Below are 22,178 nucleotides of genomic sequence, written 5' to 3'. Positions count from 1 at the left end.
TTGAGGAATTAGGCCCATGAGCACCCCCATGAGCACGCTGGCCATCGCACCCGCAACCACCACCCTGATGGATCGTCTGATCCCGGTTGGTGATGATGTGAAGGGCCAGACCATCCGCGCTGTGCTGCTGACCATCGTTGGCGCCCAGCTGCTGTGGATCTCCGCTAAGGTGCAGGTGCCGATGTGGCCGGTTCCAATGACGATGCAGACCTATGCAATCCTCGCACTGGCTGGCCTGGCCGGTTGGCGTGTTGGGTTGTCTATGGTTGCCCTTTACCTGGCACAGGGTGCCGTTGGCATGCCGGTCTTCGCTGGCACGCCTGAGAAGGGTATCGGCCTCGCCTATATGATGGGCCCAACCGGTGGTTATCTGCTTGGCTTCCTGATGGCCGCTGCTGTTGCTGGTGCTGCCAGCCAGGTTCGCGGCGGTATGCGCCTTGTGTCCGTCGTGGTCGGCATGACCGTTGCCCATCTCCTGGTCTTTATCCCAGGCATCCTTTGGCTCGGCGGTGCAGGGTTCATGGATGGCGGTATCTCTGCCGCGTTGGCCTACAATGTGAGCAGCTTCTGGCTCGGTACCGTGCTTAAGACTCTGCTAGCAATTGCCACCATCTATGGTGTTTGGCAGCTAACCTCAGACCGTCCAACCAGCCCGCCTAGCGCCAGCTAATTGGCGGAACGCGCGGCATGACCGGGTTCCTCGCCTTACTCGTCAAATTCATCGATGGCATGAACGACCGTATTGGTCGTGGTGTGTCCTGGCTGATGCTGGGCATGGTCTTAATGACCTGCTTCGTCGTCGTCCTCCGCTACGCAATCCTAGCCAATATGGACCCGTGGTTGGAGGCGGAGTGGTTCGCCTTCCTCTTCGGTGGGCCGCTGATTTGGCTGCGTGAGAACTACGTGAAGCTGCAGGAAAGCTATGTTTGGATGCATGGCATTACCTTCATGGTGGGGGCGGGGTATACGCTGCTTCATGATGGCCATGTGCGGGTCGATATCTTCTATCGCGGCGCCTCTCCAAAGTATCAGGCCAAGGTGAACCTGTTTGGTTGCCTGTTCCTCCTGATCCCCGTGCTCTGCGTCATCGGCTACTACTCCTACCCTTACGTGGCTGATAGCTGGGAGAAGCTTGAGGAATCCCGTGAGGCTGGCGGCCTGCCAGGTCTCTTCCTGTTGAAATCCATGTTGCTGGTGTTTGTCGCCCTCACAATGATGCAGGCGATATCCATGATGGCGCGTTCAATTCTGGTGCTCACCAACCACCCGGAATTCGCCCCGCCCGCTGAAGAGCATGAGGGGATTTAGGCGCCATGGATCATATTCTGATTGGTGAAATCCTAGCCGTTGTTATGTTCCTCACCGCTTGCGGTGTGTTGATGGCTGGCTTCCCGGTTGCGTTCTCTCTGGCCGGTACCGCGCTTGCCTTTGCCTTCCTGGGCCATTTCATGCCGGACATCCTCGGTGTGTTTGGTGTTGAGGTGACGGGCACCGTATTCCGCCTCAGTATCTTCGGTGGTTTGCCCTCCCGCTATTACGGCGTGATGGTGAATGAGGTGCTGGTCGCCGTACCGCTGTTCGTCTTTATGGGCGTGATGCTGGAACGCTCGAAGATTGCTGAAAACCTGCTTCAGGTGATGGGGCAGTTGTTTGGTGAGATACGGGGCGGCCTGGGCCTCTCGGTTATCTTTGTCGGCATGCTGCTGGCGGCCTCCACCGGTATTGTGGGCGCCACCGTGGTCACCATGGGCCTGTTGAGCCTGCCTGCCATGCTGAAGGCTGGCTATGACCCAAAGATTGCCACGGGCACAATCTGCGCCTCCGGTACGCTGGGGCAGATCATTCCGCCGTCAATTGTCCTCGTACTCCTGGGCGATATCCTGCAGGGCGCCTGGACCCAGGCGCAGCTGGCGCAGGGTAACTTCGCGCCTGAGCCGATCAGCGTCGTCGACCTGTTCGTTGGGGCCTTCATCCCCGGCATGATGTTGGTCGGGCTTTATATGTGCTGGATAATCTTCCAAGCCGTGGTGAACCCAAAAGCGACACCAGCCCTCGTCATCTCACCGGAAGAGAAGAAGGCGCTGGGCGGTCGTGTGTTTAAGGTTTTGCTGCCGCCGGCACTGCTGATCACCGCCGTTTTGGGGTCAATCCTGGCCGGTGCCGCCACGCCGACAGAGGCTGCTGGCGTTGGCGCTGTTGGCTCCATGATCCTCGCTTATCTCTACAAGCAGTTGGATTTGAAGACCCTGCAGCATGTGATGCGGCAGACCTTGCAGATCTCAACCATGGTGTTCATCATCCTGCTGGGCGCATCGCTGTTCAGCCTGGTGTTCCGTGGCTTGCACGGCGAGGAGCTGGTCGCCGAGGCGCTGAAGAGCATGCCTGGTGGCGCGCTGGGCGCGATGCTCGTCGTGATGGCCATCATGTTTGTGATGGGCTTCTTCCTCGACTTTATTGAGATCGTCTTCGTCGTTGTGCCGATTGTTGGTCCGGTGCTCTTGCAGATGCCAGGGTTCGACCCGGTTTGGCTAGGCATCATGATCGCAATCAATTTGCAGACGTCGTTCCTGACGCCGCCCTTTGGATTTGCGCTGTTCTACCTACGTGGGGTGGCGCCGCCCAGTATCGCGACACTAGATATCTATAAGGGCGTGATCCCGTTCGTGCTGATCCAGTTGTTTATGCTGGTGTTGCTGGCGATCTTCCCAGAACTGGCGACATGGTTGCCGAGCGTATTGCTCTAACCCCATGCTGATACGAACTGACCGTTTGGTGATGCGTGCGCTTCGCCCGGCTGATGCTGGGCGGATGAAGGTGTTGCTGTCTGACCCGGATGTGACCGCGCAGCTAGCCATCTTCTCCCAACCCCCAACTGATGATGAATTGGCCGCCTGGGTTGGCGGTGCGGTGCCAGATGCCGCAGCGGGTGAGGATTATCGGCTGGGTATCTATCAGCCGGATACCGACCTGCTGATTGGCAATATCGGCCTGCATCCCAAATGGCCGGACGGTGATGCGGCGGATTTTGGCTATTGGCTGGGTGCTGAATTTTGGGGCAAGGGCTATGCCAGCGAGGCGGCAACCCGACTGATTGCCGATGCTGACATGTTGGTGCCCAGCTTGAAGAAGCTGACGGCCACCACAGCGCCCGAGAACGCCGCGTCAATCAAGCTTCTGGAACGCCTAGGTTTTGTATCGGCGGGCGAGATTACCCGGCCGCTCGCCAGCGGTGGTGAGCGTGTCTCAGCGTATTTTGAGCGGTCAGTTTAGCCCAAAAGAAAAGGGCGGCCACGGGGCCGCCCTTTCCTATAACTATCAATCTCAGCTTAGAGCGAGACGTATTTGAACGGCAGGGCCCGTGCAGCGGTGAAGGTCTGCTCAGACAGCTTGGTCCAAGCGAGCGCACCACGGCGGAAGTTGACGATGCTCTCGCCGACTTTCCGGGACAGTGGGTCCTGGTTCATGAATTCGGTCATCAGCTCACCCGAGATGCGACCCAGCTCTTCCAGTAGGCCGTTCGGATATGGGCGAACATCCACATTGTGCTCGTTCACCAGCTTCTGCAGGCTGTCGTTGTTACGCGCCATGTACTCGCTCAACACCATCTGGTTCGCAACGGTGTTAGCGGCCGTCACGATTGCCTTCAGGTCATCATCGAGGGCGTTGTAAGCCTCAAGGTTGACGAAGCAGTCGAGGGTGGTCGCTGGCTCGTGCCAACCTGGGTAGTAGTAGAACTTGGCGACCTTATAGATGCCGAAGGCGAGGTCATTATATGGACCGACCCATTCCATGGCATCGATGGCACCGGTCTGCATCGCGGCCAGTAGCTCACCACCAGGCAGGTTCACAACGGTGGCACCAGCGGCCTTGATGACCTCACCGCCGAGGCCAGGCATCCGCATCTTCAGACCTTTGAAGTCTTCAGCGCTGTTGATCTCTTTGTTGAACCAGCCGCCCATCTGAACGCCGGTGTTGCCTGATGGGAAGAACTTACAACCCATCTCAGCATAGATCTCATCACCCAGCTCCTGGCCGCCGCCATATTGGTACCAGGCGTTTTGCTCTTGTGCCGTCATACCGAATGGCATGGCAGCGAGGTATTGAGCCGCTGGAACCTTACCCTTCCAGTAGTAAGGGGCGCCGTGGCCCATCTCGACCGTGCCGGAAGCAACAGCGTCGATGCTCTCAAACGCTGGGACGATTTCACCAGCGCCATAGACCTTAACGGTCAGGCGACCATCGGACATGCGGGTGATGTAGTCGGCAACCAGCTCAGCACCGGTGCCAAGGCCTGGGAAATTCTTTGGCCAGGTGGTGACCATGCTCCACTCTTTCCGGCCCTGGCTGATCGCTGGGGCAGGGAAGCTGGAGGCTGCTGCGGCACCTGCCGCGACACCGGCGACGCCTGCGCCGGTAAGAAACTTACGCCGTTCCATGGATGACTTCTCCCTAATGGCCCGGTTTGAAGAAGGATGCCAAGGACGGCATTGCCGGGCGGTTGTCGGGTCGTGGTGACCCGCATTGACTTGGGCTGATATGCAGCGGTGATCGCCGCAGGTTCTGGCCCGAGATCGTTCGTTTAGACGGGAGGGATTATATCCGGATGGGGGCTTTGATCAATCAAAACCAAGCTGAAACCAGGGCGAAATGTGGTTTCAGATCAAGTGTTTAAGCAAAAAACAGATTGTGCGCCGCAGCATTAGTGATTGCTATTTGGCGGCGTCCTCATCCGTGACCGAAACCGCATCACCCTCGGTGTCGGGCTTGGCGCCATAATCGGGCGGGGTTGGCGGGCCCTTCATCTGGTACCAACCATTTGGGCCGAGGACCTCAAGCGGCTTGAAACGCGCCTTGTACGCCATCTTTGCGGAGTTCTCGATCCAATAGCCGAGATAGATGTAACCAAGGCCATCCTGCTGCGCTAATTCGATAAGGCAGAGTATTAGGAAGTTACCTAGGCTGCGCGGCTCATGATCGGGGTCGAAGAAGCTGTAAACAGCAGAGAAGCCATCGGGCAGCCGATCCAACAGCATCACACCGATTAATTGGCCGTCCGCGGTACGCACTTCCAATAGCTCAGTATTGGCGCGGCCCTCATCGATCATCGCCACATAGTCTGTCAGACCCATTCGCGCCATATCACTCTCGCCATGGCGGGCGTCCTGATAGGCGGTGAACAGCTCAAACTGTTCAACCGTCGCGGTGGCGGGAACAAGGCCCCAGCTCAAATCCTCATTCTTGCGGAGGATGCGCCGCATAGATTTGCCAGGTTGGAAATCGGCTGTGGGAATACGCACCGGCACGCAGGCACTGCATGAGGGGCAGACGGGCCGGTAGATGATGTCATGGGAGCGGCGGAACCCAGCCTCGGTCAGGACAGCATTGATCGCCGTTGCATTGCCCACATTCAGGCGGGCGAACAGCTTGCGCTCAACCCGACCTTCCAGATAGGGGCAGGGCAGGGCGCCGGACCTGAAGAACTGCAGGAGTGGCTGTCTCGGACGGTCAATAACCGACATTTGGTTCCGGGTTCTCCTCTATGACGCCGTTTTCGGCGCCTCCACATCGTTACCACACTATCAAAAAGGGTATGCGAGGGCGTCCAACTTGTCGAGCGCTGGGCTACTGGATTGGGCGCTCTATGAGCATCAATTGTGGGTTAGTGCCGAGGTTTAGCCAGAGGTATTGAGCGTTGGCTCTGCGATACGATCCTCAAGCGGGGTCGCGTTAACCGGCGAAACACCGCGGCTGCTGGGCAGGGGCACAATAGCCTCTGGCACCGGTACGATCCGACGATAGTTCGGGTCATTGGCGCGAAGTCCGCCTGGGCCATCATCGCTGGTCAGCTCTGGCTGATCCTCACGAAGTAGGACCAGGCTTATCCGACGATTCGACGGTGAGAGCGGTTGGTCAGGCAGCAATGGATCGGTATCGGCTTTACCCACGACACGCGATAAGCGCACATTCTCAAGGCCAACGCTGGTCATTACCCGACGGCTTGCATTGGCCCGATCAGCGGATAAATCCCAGTTATCATAGGGCTCACCCTCGCGGGTGGTGATCAGGGACGCATCGGTATGGCCGCTGATATCAACCTTGTTCGGGATATCGGCAATCGCCTCAACAATGCTGGAGAGGATCTCTTGAACGAAGGGCAGGGGCTCGATGTCACCTGGTGCAAACATTGGTCGACGTTCGGTATCGACGATCTGGATGCGGAGGCCTTCGGTAGTCTGTTCGATGATCAGGTTGTCGGCCACCTGATCAAGTAGGTCGCGGGCCGCCAGATTGGCGAAGAACTGCTGAGCGACCTCATTGTTCTGACGTACTTCCTCAACACTCAGCATCTCGCCACCATCGAGGTCGGAGAAGCCGCCATCGCGATTGATGTCACGGTCGATTGAGGCGTCATTGCCCTGGTTGTCACCTTTGTTGTTGGCGACGGGGAGGGCAGTCTCAAGCCCCGGTGCGGTGGTGTCAGATAGCGCAGCACCCGGTGCGACCATCGACTGGCCACCCAAGACACCACCACTACCGCTATTGGAGTTGGAGACGCTGAACGGATCAAAATAAAAGGCGATGGCCTGCTTCTGATCTGAGGTGGTCACATTGAGCAGCCAAAGCAGCAGGAAGAACGCCATCATAGCGGTCACGAAGTCAGCGTAAGCCACCTTCCAGGCGCCGCCATGGTGATCATGACCGCCTTTCTTGACCTTCTTGACGATAATGGGGGCGAGATCGTCGCTCACACTGGGTCCTGTCTGTTTCTAGCTAGCTGGATTGTTGATCAGGGTCTTCAAATTGCCATGCAGAACTTATGCCGGGGCGGCAACAGCTGCGGTTGCTTCCTCAACCTCAGCGAAGGATGGACGCACATCGCTGAACAGCGTCTTGCGGGCAAACTCAACGGAGAGGGCAGGCGCGTAACCTTGCAGGTTGGCGAGCAGGGCAATCTTCATGGCGGTGTAGTACTTGGACTCACCCTCATGACGAACCTTCAGGGAGCTAGCGAGCGGGCCAACAAAACCATAGGCCACCCAAACCCCAAGGAAGGTACCAACCAGCGCACCACCGATGAGCTTACCGAGAACCTCAGGTGGTTCAGTGATCGAGCCCATGGTCTTAATCACGCCAAGGACCGCCGCGACGATACCGAGGGCCGGGAGGCCATCTGCCATGGTTTGAACGGCGCTCGACACCTGATGCTGCTCTGCGTGGTGAACTTCCAACTCCTCATCCATCAACGCCTCAATCTCAAAGGCGTTGTCTGAGCCCATCGAGATGATGCGGAGGTAGTCACAGAGGAAGGTGACGGCATGGTGATCCGCGTAGAAGGTTGGGAACTGTTGGAACAGCTCACTCTCATGCGGGTTTTCAATATGCTGCTCTAGCGCTAGCCAGCCCTTGGTCTTGGCCGTGCGGAACACCGCGTAAAGCATGGACAGCAACTCCAGATAGGCATCCTTGTCGTATTTGTTGCCTTTGAAGTTGACCTTAATCTCGTGAATGGTCGCCTTGAGGATCGTCTTGTTGTTGGCGACGATGTACGCGCCAATGCCGGAACCGACGATGATGACAACCTCAAAGGGCTGCCACAAAACGGCGAGTTTACCGCCCAGCGCCGCATAGCCGCCGAGGGTGCAAACCGTCACCACAATCCATCCAATGATAACCAGCATAGCCCGTGTTCTCACTCTTAGCTGCTCACCGTCGCTGCCGCGCGACGATGCCACCCATCTAGGGGCGGTGGTGCGGTACCCCAATTAGCTCTCGGCCCGATACCTCCAAGCGTGCTGTGTTCGGCAGTTCTCCGCCGGTGGCCTGCCCGCCACGCATCATTCATCACGCCTTGGGTGAAAGATATACCACAAGGACTATCACCCGGTTAAGCGACAGCCTGTCCCGAGGGCAATTGCCGTGATTGTTTCGTTACAAACGCGCCACGCGTCGTGATGACGGTGTCGGCTTGGGGGCGCTACTCGGCGGTCTTCATCGCCTTGGAATATTGCTGTTCCACCGGGAAACCAGCCCCTTGCAGCGCGGCAACGATACTGTTGGCGTGATCCTTGTCCCGGGTCTCCATCACAATATCGATAGTGGTCGATTTGATAGAGGCAACGTTGAACATTCGCTGGTGCTGAACCTCAACGATATTGCCGCCTGCATCCGCAATAACCGTGGCAATGGCGGCCAGGGCGCCGGGCCTATCGGGAAGGGTAATCCGCAGTTGAATGATCTTCTGCTCACTCACCATCCCACGGAGCAAGAGGTTGGCAAACAACCGGTCGTCGATATTGCCACCGCAAATCACCACACCGACCCGCATGCCAGCGAAGCGTTCAGGATCATCCATGATCGCGGCGATGCCAGCGGCACCAGCCCCCTCAGCAACGATTTTTGAGTAGCCGGAGAGGTCGTAAATCGCCTGTTCAATCCGCTCATCGGAGACCAGTACAATGTCATCGACCATCTGACCGATGATTTGTCGGGTTAGCTGCCCTGGCTCTTTAACGGCAATACCCTCTGCCAGGGTGCCATCGGCGGTTTTGATCTCTTCGCCCCTCAGGCTTTGGCGCATGGCGGGGTAGGCCTCGCTCTGCACGCCGATCAACTCTGTCTCCGGGCTGCGGGCCCGCATGGCGGTCGCAATACCGGACATCAGGCCGCCACCGCCGATTGGCACGATTAGGGTGTCTAGCGGCTCATCCAGCGCGGCCAGCATCTCAAGCGCCACGGTGCCCTGTCCGGCGATCACCGAGGGATCATCATAGGGGTGCACGAAGATAAGGCCTTGCTGGGCCGCCAGGTTCTCCGCGAACTCACGGGCCTCTTGCAGGGTCTCGCCATGCAACTCCACCTTGGCGCCGAGGGATTGCGTGCGCTCGACCTTGGTGAAGGGCGTGTGCTTGGGCATGACGATGGTGGCGTTCACACCCAGGCGTCCGGCGTGATAGGCCACGCCTTGTGCGTGGTTGCCGGCCGACATCGCCACGACGCCCGCCCGTTGCTGATCCGGCGTTAGCAGGGATAGGCAGTTGAGCGCGCCACGCTCCTTGAACGAGGCCGTGTGCTGCAGGTTCTCAAGCTTCGCCATGATGGTGCAGCCGAGGGCCTCACCCAGCCGGTGCAGGTCAACGGTCGGTGTCCGTTCGATCTGGCCTTGAATGCGGCTTGCCGCAGCCTCGATGTCATGAACCGTCGGGGCGTTCTGAATGGCCGGGGTAAATGGCACTAGATTGTCATCCATCATTGGCTCCTGCGGCTGTATCCGCAGCTGGTTGGGTTGTTGGCTGTGCAATTGGTCGGAAGGTGATTTCGCCTAAGGCATCGCTCGGCGGATTGCCGCGTCTAAAGCTCTCAATTGTTATGAAGTCGCCGGCCTGCCAGGCATCAACAAAAGTGTCGAAATGGCGAGACAGCGGGCGACCAGATTGGCCGGTCGCGATCATGTAGCGGCTATTATCCAGATCAGCCAGATCATAAACCGCGCGATACCCGGCACCGTGGCTGACCGGGAAGCGGGTCGGGTCATCGCCACGGCCGCCGGCACGCAGCACGGTGTAGTTACTGCCATCCAATGCGGCATCCTGGCGGAACAACCCACCGAGTAAGGGCAATCGGCCAAGGATCTGATGACCCAAGGGCGCCTGATGGGCATCACCCCAACGCCATTGCCGCCAATCATGGCCATACGCATCGATGAGGAGGGAGAGGGCGCGGCTAAGTCCAGCCTGTGCCGCCGCCTGGCAATCCTCGGCTGTGTGATCGGTCTGGGTGTCATCGCACCATCCGAGATCGCCGCCTAGAATGCGGTTGACCAACCGTGGTCCGCCGCCAACCCATTGCTGGCTCTCGCCCAACTCATCCTCCAGCAGGATGGCGGGCATAACCCGTAGCCAGGTTGAGAAGATCAGGGGCGTTGCCAAATCCCGATCCATGCGACCATCCCAATCAGTAAGGGCAGCGATCACATCGCGTTGCAGCGGTGTTTCACCCTCAAGTGCCGTGAGATAGGGCAGTAGTTCATGCGCGGCTTTGGAAACCGGATCGACCATCAGGGCCATGTTGTCGGCAACCGTTAGTCCATTGCGCCCACCTAGTTCTTCGGCAATACGCTGGGCCCGGTAATCTGGCTCCCACTCATGGGTAATGAAGTAAGGATAATCGTTTCCAACCAATCGGTTATTGGCGTTTATGATTTGGCCGGAGCGTGGGTTTAGGATCTTGGGTAATCGATCAACCGGCACCGTGCCAGGCCAATTATCTGAAATCTCTTCACCAGCCATGGGCACGGTGCCATTGCCTAAGGCACGGACTGGTATTAGAGCCGGGGAATAAAGGCCAATATCGCCTTCTTTGTCAGCAAAAACAGAATTTTGCTGGCCGCTTTTGAAGCGTGCCATGGCGTCGGTGAACTGGTCCCAACTCTTCGCCCGGTTTAAGAAGAAGATCGACTCCCAACTGCTATCGCCGGGTGTCATGAGCGTGGTGCGTAGGGTCACCACCTTATCATCACCAGTGATCGGCCCTAGTCGGTCGTCAAGGTCGCTGATCACCAGCCCATGGTTGGTTGTGCGCACGGTTAGCTGCTCGGCCTCATCACCGGCGACACCAATCTCAATTGTCTTGGTTTCAAACTCGGCGAAACCGTCGCTGGTTAGGTACTGGTTGGGATCGTCCGGGTGCAGCCGCTCGATATACAGGTCCTGAACATCGCCACCAGTTGTGGTCAGGCCCCAGGCGGCCTCACCATTTTGGCCCATCAGGTGGAACGGGACACCGGGAACCGTGGCACCGGTGATGGTCAGTTCCGGCGTCACAATACGCACGAGGTACCAGAGGATTGGCGCAGAAAGGCCCAGATGCGGGTCATTGGCCAGGATCGGCCTGCCGGTTGCCGTTCGGTTACCGCTTAGGGCCCAGACGTTTGAAGCACGCTCTGGTCCCAGTTTGGGAATGGCTTGTTCGAGCCGGGCCCAATCGACACCGTTATCATCAAGCCCCCGCAAACTTCCGAGCGTGATCTCGGCATCCTGCTCTTCAAAGATCGTGAGTTCGGCGATTTGCTCTGGTGTCAGGGTGTCGGCCAGCATGGCGCGGCGGATTTCACCAAACATATTGCCCGATAGCTGCAGCCCTATAAGCTTGCCCCAAACCACACTATCCGCCGGTTTCCAGGGTTCTGGCTGATGCGGCGCGATGCTGGTGTTCCAGAGGCCGATCAGATGAAGCTCTGGCGGTGTTGGGTCCGGGTTTTGGGCGAGAAACAGGTTCACGCCATCGGCATAACGCTCAACCGCGTTCTTGGCCGCTGGGTCACCATTCTCAAAATCCTGGGTGGCAAGATCATAGAAACCCAGGCTGCGCATGATCCGATCTGCCGGAAGGGCAAGACGCCCGGCCAGTTCTGAGAGGCGGCCCTGACCGGCGCGGCGCTGGATCTCCATCTGCACCAACCGATCCTGGGCGTGCAGATAACCAAGCGCCACATAGGCATCATCCATATTGGCGGCAAAGATATGCGGGATGGCATAGCCGTCGCGGACCACGGTGACCGGTTCGCTGACTAACGGGCCTGCGAGTACATCGCCGTCATAGTCCGGTTGCGCGGTACTGAACCAGATATAGGCGGCTGGCAGGCCAATCACCACGATGGCCAGGATAAGCCCGATAAAGGCAGCGAGGATGCCGGTGATAATGCGCATAGCGGTTCTGGCCGGTGTGTGGCGGGTTGGCGAAATGCAACTTGAACTGGATAGGGCGTCTAAACGCGGCTGGCCAGCGTATAGTTCTGTGTCTATTGCTGCATTGCTTTGAACTGCCCTGACCGAGCGATCAACCATGGCAACATACCAGCGCGGCTCTGCTGAACTGCTGAGCCCTTCAGAAGCTTTCACCCTCGTTTTTCATGAATGGTTGCCGGATGATGGCGCCGTTCAGGGGGATCCGATTTTCTGTGTCCACGGTCTGACCCGGAACGGCCGTGACTTCGACCCGTTGGCCAAGGCGCTCGCAGATCGTGGGCGACGGGTCATCTGCCCCGATGTTGCCGGACGGGGGGAGAGTGATTGGCTCACCAACCATGATGAGTACAACAACCCAATCTATGGCCAGCATCTGATGGGGCTATTGGCCCATCTGGGGCTGGGGCAAGTGGATTGGATCGGGACCTCTATGGGCGGGCTGATCGGGATGGGCATTGCCTCACTCGGCCCCGTACCGATCAAGCGCTTGATTATCAATGATGTGGGGCCGGTGGTGACCGCCACATCGCTGAACCGAATTGGTGATTATGTGGGCCGGGACCTATCATTTGAAAGCGTCGGGGCGTTGGAGCAGCACCTCCGCGTAATCCACGCGCCATTTGGCGATTTGAGTGATGAGGAATGGGCCCATCTGGCCAAGTACAGCGCTCGCATCGATGGCGATCGATACCGCCTTGCCTATGACCCAGCGATTGCCAAGGCCTTCGAGGTGAAGATCGAGGATGATATGGCGCTTTGGCCGATATGGGATGCGATCCAATCACCAACCATGGTGATCCGTGGTGGTGTTAGCGACCTACTGACCAGCGATGTGGCCGAGCAAATGACTGTTCGGGGGCCAAGGGCAAAACTGTTCGAAGTTCCTGGTGTTGGCCATGCCCCAGCTTTGATGGATCCCGCGCAAATTAGCGCGATCATCGAATGGCTGAATGTTTAGAAAAACGCGCTAACTTATTGCCTATGTTCGATAATCTAGAGCGTCGACGCAGCAGAATTGGGTTTGAGCCGATCCAAGAGGCGTTTCCATGGGTCGGTGGCGATCTGCAAACCATGAAGAATGCCGCCGGTGAGAAACTAGGGCGACTGCCGCAGCCTGGTGCTGCTGAACGGGTCGAGTTTCCCACCGATGACGGCAGCGGCGATATCCTGATCGGGAAGCTGCATCGACCCTCTACGCCGACAGCCACCAAGCCGCTGATGGTCCTGGTTCATGGGCTGACGGGGTGTGAGGGCAGCCCGGACATCCTGCTGGCCACCGATTACTTCCTGGCTCGCGGTTATCCGGTGCTTCGCCTCAACCAGCGTGGGGCGGGCCCAAGTGGTACGCTTTGCAAAGGCTTCTACCATGCCGGGCGGAGTGCGGATCTGCGCCTGGTGATTGAGGCGATGGCCGAGCAGCATGGCTTGGCCGATGATGGTGTCGTGTTGATGGGGTCATCCCTTGGCGGCAATGCCTCACTGAAGCTGGCTGGCGAGTACGGCGATAAACGACCGGATTGGCTGAAGGCGGTGATCAGCGTTTCGGCGCCAATTGACCTGTTTGCTACCTCGTACCAGTTCCTGAAGCTTCGAAACCGTGCCTATCACCAGTGGTTGTTGAGGCGTATGAAGGCGCAATGCGCTGACCCAGACCGACCATTGGCGGATTGGGCGCGCCAGGCGGCGCGGTCAGCCCGTGATACCTATGATTTCGACGATAAGTTCACCGGCCCGATCAATGGGTGGAGTGGGGCGGATCAGTATTACGCGGTGAATTCCGCTAACCGGTATATCGATGATGCCCGGCTACCGGTCCTGCTGATCCATGCCGAAAACGACCCCTGGGTCCCGGTAGAGCCTTACCATGTGTTTGATTGGAGCCGTAACCGCAACCTCATGCCGCTAATCGCTAGCGGTGGTGGGCATTGCGGGTTTCACGGTACCGATGGCCCTTGGCATCTGGCCATGACCGAACGGTTCATCAATGAGCAGTTGGGCTAGCCAGCTTTAAGCAGCTTTGCCGCCTCAACCGCCGCATAGGTCAGCACGCCATCGGCGCCCGCCCGCTTAAAGCAAAGCAGGGATTCCAGCACGGCCTTATCATTGTCGAGCCAGCCATTTTGGATCGCGGCTTTGAGCATCGCGAACTCCCCACTGACTTGATAGGCGAAGGTTGGAACGGCGAACCGCTCTTTCACCCGCTGCACCACATCGAGGTAGGGCATGCCGGGCTTAACCATAACCATGTCAGCCCCTTCCTGCAGGTCGAGGGCAACCTCGCGCATCGCCTCATCTGTATTGGCCGGATCCATCTGATAGGTCTTCTTATCGCCCTTCAGGTAGCCATCAGACTGCAACGCGGCGCGGAATGGGCCGTAGAAGCAGGAGGCATATTTCGCGGCATAGGACATGATCCGCACATCCTCAAAACCGCCAGCATCCAGGGCATCGCGGATGGCACCAACGCGGCCATCCATCATGTCCGATGGGGCGATCACATCGACACCGGCGGCGGCCTGAACCAACGCCTGTTTGCATAAGATCTCAACGGTCTCGTCATTTAGGATGCGGGCCTGTTCATCCATCACGCCGTCATGACCGTGGCTGGTAAAGGGGTCGAGGGCCACGTCGCAGATAACGCCAATCTCTGGCACCTGGCGCTTAATCTCGCTGGCGGCGCGGCAGGCTAGGCTCTCTGGATTGTAGGCTTCCTTCCCATCTTCGCTGCGCAGTTCTGGCGGCGTTACGGGGAATAGGGCGATCGCTGGGATGCCAAGATCAGCGGCATTGGCGACCTGCTCAACCAGGCGGTCGATGCTGTAGCGAGAGATGCCGGGCATGGCGTCGATCGCCTCAACCCGGTCGGTGCCATCCAAGATAAAAACCGGCCAGATCAAATCATTCACTGACAGCGCGTTCTCGGCCACCAGGGAACGCTGCCATGGTACGGTTCGATTGCGGCGCATCCGGGTCCGTGGAAATGCAGGACCGGTGGTGCCGTCGCTGGTGCTGGTAAGGGGGCGGTTAGAAACGCTGTTCATTATCGTGGTCTACCGGCGGCAGTTATCGTTGCCGCAACCTATGACAAGCGACGCCATTCCAGCAATCCCGCATTTGCTGTAGGCTAGAGGCTCTGCAATTCATGGGTTGGGGCCATGATCGAGCATATGGGGCGGCAAACCAAAAGAGATCGGCGCATTTTCGGCGCTCTTATCGCGGCTGCCTGCTTGATGACCGCTACCCCGGCCGCTGCCTTCGATCGCATCACCGTTCAGATTCAAGCCATGGCCCATAGTGAGGGGCCCTCGGTTCTGCGTCCACTTGGCCGGATAACAGTTATGGATGCCGATGGTGGCACCGGCAGTGGGGGCGTAACCCTTGATCCTGTACTGAATGGTCTTCCGCCGGGCGAGATTACGGTGACTGTAAACGCGGCGCGGCATTGTGATCATGTCACCGCAATGGCAGCCCAGGGCACCGTTGCTGGTCACTTCAACCCAGTGACGCGCGGTGTTTATGACGCGCGGGACATCGAGGGGCGGATGCAGGCGATCAGCCGTGAAACGCGCCACCGTTTGGCCGCTGCCCATGCACTTTACCGCCAGCAACAGCAGCCCGCTGGTGAAACGCTCTATCCACCAACCGATCTATCCGGCATCGCCTATGAGGACATGCCTGAAACCCAGCTTGCGCTTGGCCATTTCCCGCCGCTGATGGTGGATGGCTTTGGCCAGGCGACCCAGATCGGCTTTGCGCCCATGATCTCGGTCAATCAACTCTATGGCCGTACCTTGGTTTTGGAGCGTGAGGATCGCGATGGTGTCAGCCTAATCGGTTGCGGCACCGTTGGCTTTCCAAGTCGCCAGTAAAGCTAGGCCAGCGACCTGAACTAATCGACCCGCATCAATTGACCCATGGCGGCTAGCGGTTAATCTGCCTGCCAACAAATCAAAACCATGATGGGTGGAAACAGATGTCGGCCGCACTCGACCTCACGGAAGATCAGCGACAATTCCAAGATATGGCGCGGGCTTTTGCCAATGACGCCATGGCGCCCCATGCCGCTGAATGGGATGAGCAAGAGCATTTCCCTGTCGACACGTTGCGCGCCGCCGCTGAGCTGGGCCTGGCCGGTATCTATTGCCAGGAAGAGTTCGGTGGCACGGGTCTCACCCGCCATGACGCTGCGGTTATCTTTGAGGAGCTATCGACCGGCTGCCCGTCCACGGCGGCCTATATCTCGATCCACAATATGGCGTCCTGGATGATCGATAACTTCGGCAATGGCCAGCAACGCAGTCGCTACCTGCCGAAACTGATGACCATGGAGCATTTCGCCAGCTACTGCCTTACCGAGCCAGGCGCAGGTTCTGATGCCGCGTCGCTTAAAACCAAGGCGGAACGTGATGGCGATTTCTATGTCTTAAATGGGTCGAAGGCCTTCATCTCCGGTGGCTCTACCTCCGATGTTTATGTGGTGATGGTACGCACCGGCGATGACGGGCCGAAGGGTATCTCTTGCCTCATCGTTGAGAAGGATACGCCCGGTCTCAGCTTTGGTCAGAAAGAGAAGAAGCTTGGCTGGAACTCCCAGCCGACCGCCGCCGTGATCTTTGAGGATTGCCGGGTACCCGTCGCCAACCGGTTGGGTGAAGAGGGGGATGGCTTCGCAATCGCCATGAAGGGACTTGATGGTGGCCGGTTGAACATCGCCGCCTGCTCGCTTGGTGGGGCCCAGCATTGCCTGGACCTCGCCATCAACTACGCCCAGGAACGAACGCAATTCGGCAAGAAGATTGCGGAGTTCCAATCGCTACAATTCAAGCTCGCCGATATGGCGACGGAGTTAGAGGCAGCGCGGCTTCTGCTGCATAAGGCGGCCCGGCTGCTCGACCAGAAGCATGCTGATGCGACGAAGTATTGCGCGATGGCCAAGCGGTTCGGCACTGATATCGCCTTCCGGGTGGTCAATGAGGCGCTGCAAATCCATGGCGGCTATGGCTACATCAAGGAATACGGTGTTGAGCGATATCTGCGTGATCTGCGTGTGCACCAAATCCTTGAGGGGACCAATGAGATCATGCGCCTGATCGTTGCCCGAAAAATTCTGGAAGCATCCTCAAGTTAGTGGGCTTGTCGCCTTGATCGCGGATCGATGGCGTGGCACTTCCTTTCAGCGATCACGCTTTGCTTTTGCCGTTGCCCGTTGGTGCTAGTCCATGTCCCCATCAGATGCCGTTGAGCCAGAAATCCTTTTCGATCGTAAGGGGCCGCTCGGCCTGATCACCCTGAACCGGCCACGGGCGCTTAACGCGCTTAACCTGCCGATGATCCGGGAAATGGCACCGCAGCTAGATGCCTGGGCCAAGGATGACAGCGTCGCCGCCGTGGTTATCACCGGTGCTGGTGAAAAAGCCTTCTGCGCTGGCGGTGATGTGAAATCCGTCTATCAGGATGGCCTCGCGGCGAAATCGGGTGAGGGGGATGGTGCCCTGACCCGCGACTTCTTCCGGGAAGAGTATCAGCTGAACCGCGCGATCTATCGATTCCCCAAACCATACATCGCACTGATCGACGGTATTACCATGGGTGGTGGTGTTGGCTTATCGGTTCATGGCTCACACCGGATCGCGACAGAGACCACCATGGTGGCGATGCCAGAGACCGCGATTGGTTTGTTCCCAGATGTTGGTGCGACCTATGTCCTGGCGCGGGCGCCGGGTGAGGCGGGCGCCTATCTGGCCCTTACTGGTGATCGCCTCAGTGCTGCCGATGCGCTCTATGCCAAGATTGCGACCCACCACGTGCCATCGGACAAGCTGGATGCCCTCGTGGATGCCTTGGCCTCCGCTGATTGGGGACAGGCCGAAACGGGTAAAGAGCGCCTGTTTGCCGATGGCATTATTGAGCCCTTTGTCACTGACGCAGGTGAGGCCAAGCTAGCCGCCCTTCAGGATGCCATTGATCAGGCCTTTGGTAGCGACACGGTGGAAGAGATCATCGCCGAGCTGACCTCAATGATCGGCGGTGCCGGTGCCGATGGTGAGTGGGCGAAAGAAACCGTCGAGACGATGGGTAAGCGCTCACCAACCAGTATGAAGATTGCGCGTGAGCAGTTGGATCGCGGCACAGCGCTGGATCTTGAGAGCTGCCTCGTCATGGAATACCGCCTAACCCAGGGCTGTATGGCCGGGCATGACTTCTACGAGGGCATTCGCGCAGTGCTGGTCGATAAGGACCACGATCCCAAATGGGAGCCTGCGCAGTTGACCGATGTTACCGACGCCATCGTTGAGAAGCATTTTGAGGCGCTGGGCGAGAACGATCTGAGCTTCACGGGCTAACCCATCTCACCCGCTGCGGGTTTAAGACGCTAAGTCACCAATCGAGGAAACGCATGACCAAGATCGCCTTTATCGGCCTCGGCAATATGGGCCTTCCTATGGCCAAGAACCTGCTTGCCGCCGGGCATGAACTGATCGGTTTTGACTTGTCCGCTGACAATCTTGCCGCGCTTGAGCAGGCAGGTGGACAGACGGCAAGCGACGCCGCAACGGCAGCCGGTGCCGCGGAGGTGGTGATCACCATGCTGCCTGCCGGTGATCATGTGACCGAGGTGTTTTTAGGCGACGGCAAGGCGATGAAGGCCTGTCAGCCGGGCACTCTCTTGATTGACTGCTCAACCATCGATGTTGCAACCGCCCGTGCCATTGCCGGTGCTGCGGAAACCGCCGGTTTGGCTATGATTGATGCCCCGGTTTCCGGCGGCGTTGGTGGGGCCGAGGCTGGCACCCTGACCTTTATGGTGGGTGGCAGTGATGAGGCGGTCGCCAAGGCCCAGCCACTGCTCGATGTAATGGGCGGGAAAACCGTCCACACTGGCGGTCCTGGTAATGGTCAGGCCGCGAAAATCTGCAACAACATGATGCTGGGTATTCAGATGCTCTCGGTGTGCGAGGCCTTTGCCCTTGCCGATAAGCTTGGACTCGACCCGCAAAAACTATTCGATGTGGCTTCAACCTCGTCGGGGCAATGCTGGTCACTGACCACCTATTGCCCGTTTCCTGGCCTGCTTGAGAACACACCATCCAGCCGTGAATACGCGCCTGGTTTCACCTCTGACATGATGCTTAAGGATTTGCGCCTGGCCCAACAGGCTGCGGCCGGTTCCGGTGCGGCAACCCCGCTGGGGGCGGAGACCACGGCGCTTTACGCCATGCATGTGAACGGTGGTAACGGCGCACTGGATTTCTCATCGATATTGAAGATGTTGCGCGGTGCTTGACCAAACCGGGCAAAACCGGTGATGTAGGGCGGACATTTGAGAATTTCGGTCGCTATTAAGGCCCCCGGTAAGGCGACAGCATTTAAACTGCTGGGCCTTGGCTTTTGGGCAATAATTGAGGCACGATAGCCAGATTAAGCGACAGACCTGGCCGCGATACCCTGATTGGGACGCGCTAGATTGGATAGGTTGGCCCAGCCAGCCTGCTTTAGGAGGATACTTTGCAGCACCCATACTTTGAGGCCATCACATTGGTTGAACGGCTGCACCGGCAATTTCTTGATGTGTTGAAGATTGAGCTGGAGCGCGCAGGCATCCAGGACATCAACAACGTCCAATCCCTGATCCTCTACAACATTGGTGAGGATGAGCTGACGGTGGGGGAGTTGACCGCCCGCGGTTATTATCTCGGCTCAAATGTCTCCTATAACCTGAAGAAGATGGTCGAGAATGGCTATCTGATCCAGGAGCGTTCAGTTCATGACCGTCGCTCGATTCGGGTGAAACTGTCCGACAAAGGCCATGAAATTCGCACGCTGATGAATGAGGTGTTTGAACGCCACATCGGCAATGTGGAGAATTCCGGCCTCGATCTTGAGCAGCTGAAGACCGTTAATGACGCGCTGAAAAACCTTGAGCGTTTCCTTACCGGTCAGGTCGGCTATTCACCCCTGAACCCAATCCCGGCTTAATCCGGCTTGGTAGGGGCGCCGGGCATCGGCCATGGCTGATAACGACCGGCCCCGCAGGCCCACCCCGGCACTTACTGGCAAACAACCAGCACCAAAGGCGTCCGCGGCCTATCAAGAGGCATCGCGGTTAACCGGTTTTGCGCCCGTGGTTAAGGGCGGCAATCCCGCCCAGAACCAGACATCCAGCGCCGGAAGCCGCCCAAGCCGAGGTCGCAAAAGCCGACATCACAGGCCTGAGGGCGACATCATTGGCCCCAATGATGAAATCATCTTTGAGTTCAGTAAGCGCGGTGAGTTTGTGCAGGTCTATGCCATGCACGGCCCGACCCTGACCGAGGTGGCGGTGATGGGGCCGGCCCAAGCAACCTCGAGGGAGCTTGAACAATTAGCGCTCTCTAAACTCCGGTTTGTAATGAAAAAGCAGCTGGAAGAGCGTTGAGCCCATTGCATGGCCGCCCCGCATTCAGGGGCGATGCGACCATGCTGCGGTTGCGCTTTCCTGCCACTTTCGGTACCCCCTGGCATCACAGTTTTGATGATCCCCAGCCGAGAGTTCGTCCATGCGTATTGCCGTTGCTTCCGACCATGCGGGTTTTGAGATGAAGCAGTCGCTCGCCGAGTATTTGGCAGAGTTGGGGCATGAGGTTGTGGACCTGGGCACCAACGGACCAGATTCGGTTGATTATCCTGACTTTGGTAAGGCGCTAGGTGAGGCAATTGCCGATGGCAGTGTTGAGCGTGGTTTGGCCGTTTGCGGCACCGGTATTGGTATCTCGATCGCCGTAAACCGCATTCCGGGCGCCCGGGCCGCCCTGTGCACCGATGGGCTGATGGCCAAGCTTACCCGCCTGCACAACAACGCCAATGTGTTAGCGTTAGGCGCGAGACTGATCGGGATTGAGACAGCCAAAGACTGCATCGATCAGTTCTTGAACACCGAATATGAAGGCGGGCGTCATGACCGCCGGGTTGAGAAACTAGGCTAGCGCTTTACTTAGCGAGCCAGCTGCATGAATGCAGCCAAACGAGATCAGGGGTGAACGGCGGCCCGAAAACGCCGAACAAGCATGCCCGGAAGGGCAACACCTGCTGTTGAGGAGCAAACAAATGTCTGAAGCACCGGTCACCCAAAACACCGTCCAACATGACGGCTTTTTCACCGAAAGTCTGGCCTCTCGTGAGCCAACAATCGCCAAAGCCATCAAGGATGAGCTTACCCGTCAACAAACTGAGATTGAGCTGATCGCCTCTGAAAACATCGTCTCTAAGGCGGTGATGGAGGCCCAAGGCTCGGTCATGACCAACAAATACGCCGAGGGCTACCCGTCCAAGCGCTATTACGCTGGTTGTGAGTTCGTGGACGTCGCCGAAGATTTGGCGATTGAGCGCGCTTGTAAGCTCTACGGTTGTGAGTTTGCCAATGTGCAGCCGCATTCCGGTGCCCAGGCTAACCAGGCCGTGATGATGGCCCTGCTGCAGCCCGGTGATACCATCCTCGGTATGTCACTCGCTTCCGGTGGTCACCTGACCCACGGTGCCGCTCCAAACCAATCTGGTAAGTGGTTCAATGCTGTCCAGTACGGCGTTCGCAAGGAAGACGGTCTCTTGGATTACGACGAGATCCAGGAGCTGGCGAATGAGCATAAGCCAAAGATGGTGATTGCCGGTGCGTCTGCTTACCCACGGGTTATCGATTGGGAGCGGATGCGTAAGATCGCTGACAGCGTCGGCGCTTACCTGCTGGTCGACATGGCGCACTATTCCGGCCTTATCGCCGCGGGTGTTTACCCATCCCCGATCAAGCACGCCCATGTGGTCACCACCACCACTCACAAGACCCTGCGCGGTCCACGCGGCGGCATGATCCTCTGTGATGACGCCGCACTGGGTAAGAAGATCAATTCAGCGGTTTTCCCTGGCCTCCAGGGTGGTCCGCTTATGCATGTCATTGCTGCTAAAGCCGTTGCCTTCGGTGAGGCGCTTGAGCCTGAGTACAAGACCTACGCCAAGCAGGTTTTGGAGAATGCGCGCATGCTGGCCGGCACATTGGAAGCTGGCGGTGTGAACATCGTCTCCAATGGGACAGACAGCCACATGGTGCTCGTCGACCTTCGCCCGAAGGGCCTTACCGGTAATATTGCCGAGGCATCGATGGAGCGGGCAGGGCTGACCTGTAATAAGAACGCCGTCCCATTCGACCCGGAGAAGCCGTTTGTGACCTCTGGTGTTCGCCTGGGCACCCCAGCCGGTACAACCCGTGGCTTTGGTACTGCCGAGTTCAAGCGCGTTGGTGAGCTGATCATCGAAGTGCTCGATGGCCTCAAGGCCAATGGCGCTGAGGGTAACACGGCGGTTGAGCAGAAGGTTGCGAAGGAAGTGGCGGAGCTTTGCGCCCGCTTCCCGATCTACCAATAAGCGCTAAATACCCGCTGTAATTCATAAATCTGGTATTGCAGA

The 22,178-nt window shown here is 58.2% G+C and carries 20 protein-coding genes and 1 pseudogene; 14 read left to right on the top strand and 7 right to left on the bottom strand.

Annotated features, from left to right (window positions below):
* Positions 1-16: 16 nt before the first annotated feature.
* From KI792_07015 to KI792_07000, 4 genes are read left to right on the top strand one after another with little or no spacing between them, the layout of a single operon-like run.
* Entirely contained in the window at positions 17-670 is a 654-nt protein-coding gene (locus tag KI792_07015; GenBank protein MBV6632766.1) for a biotin transporter BioY, read from the top strand.
* 17 nt (positions 671-687) lie between these two features.
* Positions 688-1,308: a TRAP transporter small permease subunit gene (locus KI792_07010; GenBank protein ID MBV6632765.1), complete on the top strand. Its 621-nt coding sequence runs from the start codon at positions 688-690 to the stop codon at positions 1,306-1,308.
* Positions 1,309-1,313: 5 nt separating this feature from the next.
* On the top strand, positions 1,314-2,744 hold the full coding sequence (locus tag KI792_07005; GenBank protein MBV6632764.1) for a TRAP transporter large permease subunit: 1,431 nt from the start codon (positions 1,314-1,316) through the stop codon (positions 2,742-2,744).
* A 4-nt stretch (positions 2,745-2,748) separates the two neighbouring features.
* Entirely contained in the window at positions 2,749-3,270 is a 522-nt protein-coding gene (locus KI792_07000) for a GNAT family N-acetyltransferase (GenBank protein ID MBV6632763.1), read from the top strand.
* Between the two features lie 56 nt (positions 3,271-3,326).
* Here KI792_07000 and KI792_06995 read toward each other — a convergent pair whose 3' ends face one another.
* From KI792_06995 to KI792_06970, 6 genes and pseudogenes are all read right to left on the bottom strand, one after another.
* The gene (locus KI792_06995) at positions 3,327-4,436 is read right to left on the bottom strand and encodes a TRAP transporter substrate-binding protein (GenBank protein ID MBV6632762.1); all 1,110 of its coding nucleotides are present in this window, start codon (positions 4,434-4,436) and stop codon (positions 3,327-3,329) included.
* Positions 4,437-4,709: 273 nt separating this feature from the next.
* Complete coding sequence (locus KI792_06990; protein ID MBV6632761.1) at positions 4,710-5,519, bottom strand: arginyltransferase; 810 nt, start codon at positions 5,517-5,519, stop codon at positions 4,710-4,712.
* 153 nt (positions 5,520-5,672) lie between these two features.
* Positions 5,673-6,731 (bottom strand): annotated as a pseudogene (locus KI792_06985) (OmpA family protein).
* Between the two features lie 84 nt (positions 6,732-6,815).
* A complete protein-coding gene (motA, locus tag KI792_06980; protein MBV6632760.1) occupies positions 6,816-7,679 on the bottom strand; it encodes a flagellar motor stator protein MotA in 864 nt (287 codons plus the stop codon).
* 296 nt (positions 7,680-7,975) lie between these two features.
* Positions 7,976-9,247, bottom strand: coding sequence for a threonine ammonia-lyase (locus KI792_06975; GenBank protein ID MBV6632759.1), 1,272 nt, complete (start codon positions 9,245-9,247; stop codon positions 7,976-7,978).
* The gene (locus tag KI792_06970; GenBank protein MBV6632758.1) at positions 9,240-11,705 is read right to left on the bottom strand and encodes a penicillin acylase family protein; all 2,466 of its coding nucleotides are present in this window, start codon (positions 11,703-11,705) and stop codon (positions 9,240-9,242) included. Before KI792_06970 ends, KI792_06975 begins: the two co-directional genes overlap by 8 nt.
* 136 nt (positions 11,706-11,841) lie before the next feature.
* Between KI792_06970 and KI792_06965 the strand changes: the two genes are divergently transcribed.
* Complete coding sequence (locus KI792_06965; protein MBV6632757.1) at positions 11,842-12,702, top strand: alpha/beta hydrolase; 861 nt, start codon at positions 11,842-11,844, stop codon at positions 12,700-12,702.
* Positions 12,703-12,725: 23 nt separating this feature from the next.
* Positions 12,726-13,745 carry an alpha/beta fold hydrolase gene (locus KI792_06960; protein ID MBV6632756.1) on the top strand — a complete coding sequence of 340 codons (1,020 nt, stop codon included), beginning with the start codon at positions 12,726-12,728 and terminating at the stop codon, positions 13,743-13,745.
* Here the strand turns inward: KI792_06960 and hemB are convergent.
* Entirely contained in the window at positions 13,742-14,710 is a 969-nt protein-coding gene (gene hemB, locus KI792_06955) for a porphobilinogen synthase (protein MBV6632755.1), read from the bottom strand. The genes KI792_06960 and hemB overlap by 4 nt on opposite strands.
* Positions 14,711-14,974: 264 nt before the next feature.
* Between hemB and KI792_06950 the strand changes: the two genes are divergently transcribed.
* The 8 genes from KI792_06950 to KI792_06915 all read left to right on the top strand — a co-directional run bounded on the left by KI792_06950 (position 14,975) and on the right by KI792_06915 (position 22,136).
* Positions 14,975-15,613, top strand: coding sequence for a hypothetical protein (locus KI792_06950; GenBank protein ID MBV6632754.1), 639 nt, complete (start codon positions 14,975-14,977; stop codon positions 15,611-15,613).
* Positions 15,614-15,717: 104 nt separating this feature from the next.
* On the top strand, positions 15,718-16,872 hold the full coding sequence (locus tag KI792_06945) for an isobutyryl-CoA dehydrogenase (protein ID MBV6632753.1): 1,155 nt from the start codon (positions 15,718-15,720) through the stop codon (positions 16,870-16,872).
* Positions 16,873-16,963: 91 nt separating this feature from the next.
* Positions 16,964-18,088, top strand: a complete 1,125-nt coding sequence (locus KI792_06940; protein MBV6632752.1) for an enoyl-CoA hydratase/isomerase family protein — start codon at positions 16,964-16,966, stop codon at positions 18,086-18,088.
* Positions 18,089-18,141: 53 nt separating this feature from the next.
* Positions 18,142-19,029: a 3-hydroxyisobutyrate dehydrogenase gene (gene mmsB / locus KI792_06935; protein MBV6632751.1), complete on the top strand. Its 888-nt coding sequence runs from the start codon at positions 18,142-18,144 to the stop codon at positions 19,027-19,029.
* Between the two features lie 221 nt (positions 19,030-19,250).
* Positions 19,251-19,721, top strand: a complete 471-nt coding sequence (locus tag KI792_06930) for a winged helix-turn-helix transcriptional regulator (GenBank protein ID MBV6632750.1) — start codon at positions 19,251-19,253, stop codon at positions 19,719-19,721.
* A gap of 31 nt (positions 19,722-19,752) precedes the next feature.
* Complete coding sequence (locus KI792_06925; GenBank protein ID MBV6632749.1) at positions 19,753-20,160, top strand: hypothetical protein; 408 nt, start codon at positions 19,753-19,755, stop codon at positions 20,158-20,160.
* A gap of 121 nt (positions 20,161-20,281) precedes the next feature.
* Entirely contained in the window at positions 20,282-20,707 is a 426-nt protein-coding gene (gene rpiB, locus KI792_06920; GenBank protein MBV6632748.1) for a ribose 5-phosphate isomerase B, read from the top strand.
* 121 nt (positions 20,708-20,828) lie between these two features.
* On the top strand, positions 20,829-22,136 hold the full coding sequence (locus tag KI792_06915) for a serine hydroxymethyltransferase (GenBank protein ID MBV6632747.1): 1,308 nt from the start codon (positions 20,829-20,831) through the stop codon (positions 22,134-22,136).
* Positions 22,137-22,178 lie beyond the last annotated feature (42 nt).

This window comes from Alphaproteobacteria bacterium SS10 (assembly GCA_019192455.1).
GTDB lineage: Bacteria > Pseudomonadota > Alphaproteobacteria > TMED2 > TMED2 > TMED2.
The sequence above is the reverse complement of the archived record's forward strand: the minus strand, read 5'-3'. Positions and strand labels throughout refer to the sequence as shown.

Excerpts from the sequence above, each read along its gene's own strand:
- KI792_06925 (MBV6632749.1), top strand. The coding sequence starts at position 19,753 with ATGGCTGATAACGACCGGCCCCGCAGGCCCACCCCGGCACTTACTGGC.
- KI792_07000 (MBV6632763.1), top strand. The coding sequence starts at position 2,749 with ATGCTGATACGAACTGACCGTTTGGTGATGCGTGCGCTTCGCCCGGCT.
- mmsB (MBV6632751.1), top strand. The coding sequence starts at position 18,142 with ATGACCAAGATCGCCTTTATCGGCCTCGGCAATATGGGCCTTCCTATG.
- KI792_06995 (MBV6632762.1), bottom strand. The coding sequence starts at position 4,436 with ATGGAACGGCGTAAGTTTCTTACCGGCGCAGGCGTCGCCGGTGTCGCG.
- KI792_06970 (MBV6632758.1), bottom strand. The coding sequence starts at position 11,705 with ATGCGCATTATCACCGGCATCCTCGCTGCCTTTATCGGGCTTATCCTG.
- KI792_06915 (MBV6632747.1), top strand. The coding sequence starts at position 20,829 with ATGTCTGAAGCACCGGTCACCCAAAACACCGTCCAACATGACGGCTTT.
- KI792_06945 (MBV6632753.1), top strand. The coding sequence starts at position 15,718 with ATGTCGGCCGCACTCGACCTCACGGAAGATCAGCGACAATTCCAAGAT.
- KI792_06975 (MBV6632759.1), bottom strand. The coding sequence starts at position 9,247 with ATGGATGACAATCTAGTGCCATTTACCCCGGCCATTCAGAACGCCCCG.
- hemB (MBV6632755.1), bottom strand. The coding sequence starts at position 14,710 with ATGCGCCGCAATCGAACCGTACCATGGCAGCGTTCCCTGGTGGCCGAG.
- KI792_07015 (MBV6632766.1), top strand. The coding sequence starts at position 17 with ATGAGCACCCCCATGAGCACGCTGGCCATCGCACCCGCAACCACCACC.
- KI792_07010 (MBV6632765.1), top strand. The coding sequence starts at position 688 with ATGACCGGGTTCCTCGCCTTACTCGTCAAATTCATCGATGGCATGAAC.
- KI792_06950 (MBV6632754.1), top strand. The coding sequence starts at position 14,975 with ATGACCGCTACCCCGGCCGCTGCCTTCGATCGCATCACCGTTCAGATT.
- KI792_07005 (MBV6632764.1), top strand. The coding sequence starts at position 1,314 with ATGGATCATATTCTGATTGGTGAAATCCTAGCCGTTGTTATGTTCCTC.
- motA (MBV6632760.1), bottom strand. The coding sequence starts at position 7,679 with ATGCTGGTTATCATTGGATGGATTGTGGTGACGGTTTGCACCCTCGGC.
- KI792_06965 (MBV6632757.1), top strand. The coding sequence starts at position 11,842 with ATGGCAACATACCAGCGCGGCTCTGCTGAACTGCTGAGCCCTTCAGAA.
- rpiB (MBV6632748.1), top strand. The coding sequence starts at position 20,282 with ATGCGTATTGCCGTTGCTTCCGACCATGCGGGTTTTGAGATGAAGCAG.
- KI792_06960 (MBV6632756.1), top strand. The coding sequence starts at position 12,726 with ATGTTCGATAATCTAGAGCGTCGACGCAGCAGAATTGGGTTTGAGCCG.
- KI792_06990 (MBV6632761.1), bottom strand. The coding sequence starts at position 5,519 with ATGTCGGTTATTGACCGTCCGAGACAGCCACTCCTGCAGTTCTTCAGG.
- KI792_06940 (MBV6632752.1), top strand. The coding sequence starts at position 16,964 with ATGTCCCCATCAGATGCCGTTGAGCCAGAAATCCTTTTCGATCGTAAG.